General features: G+C 51.8%; 1 protein-coding gene. It reads left to right on the top strand.

The window, feature by feature from the left end:
• Window positions 1–205: 205 nt before the first annotated feature.
• On the top strand, window positions 206–471 hold a 266-nt coding region (locus DWW13_RS18110; RefSeq protein WP_118720791.1), incomplete at its 3' end, for a plasmid mobilization protein.

Below are 471 nucleotides of genomic sequence, written 5' to 3'. Positions count from 1 at the left end.
AGTACCAAAATTCGCTTTTCGCTCATTTTGCCCCTGCGGGAATCTTGTTGGGGAGTGCCTTCCCCAAACCCTGCTTATGCGGCTTGCGCCGCTGAAAAATCCCTCAAAATAATTTTTCGGATTTTTCAAAAACAGTTCCGCTTTACACCCTGTTTTTCTCCTATTAGTGAGAGGACACCACGCACAGCCGAAAGGAGGTTTTACCATGCGAAAACGATATAACACGCCGCACCGCAGCCGGGTAGTCAAGACACGCATGACCGAGGAAGAATACGCCGAGTTTGCGGAAAGGCTTTCTGCTTACAACATGAGCCAAGCCGAGTTTATCCGGCAAGCCATAACCGGGGCAACCATACGCCCCATCATAACCGTTTCCCCCGTCAATGACGAGTTGCTTGCCGCTGTTGGGAAGCTGACCGCCGAATACGGCAGGATCGGCGGCAACTTAAACCAGATAGCCCGGACGCTGAA

This window comes from Blautia sp. AF14-40 (genome assembly GCF_003479665.1).
Lineage (GTDB): Bacteria > Bacillota > Clostridia > Lachnospirales > Lachnospiraceae > Fusicatenibacter > Fusicatenibacter saccharivorans.
The sequence above is the reverse complement of the archived record's forward strand: the minus strand, read 5'-3'. Positions and strand labels throughout refer to the sequence as shown.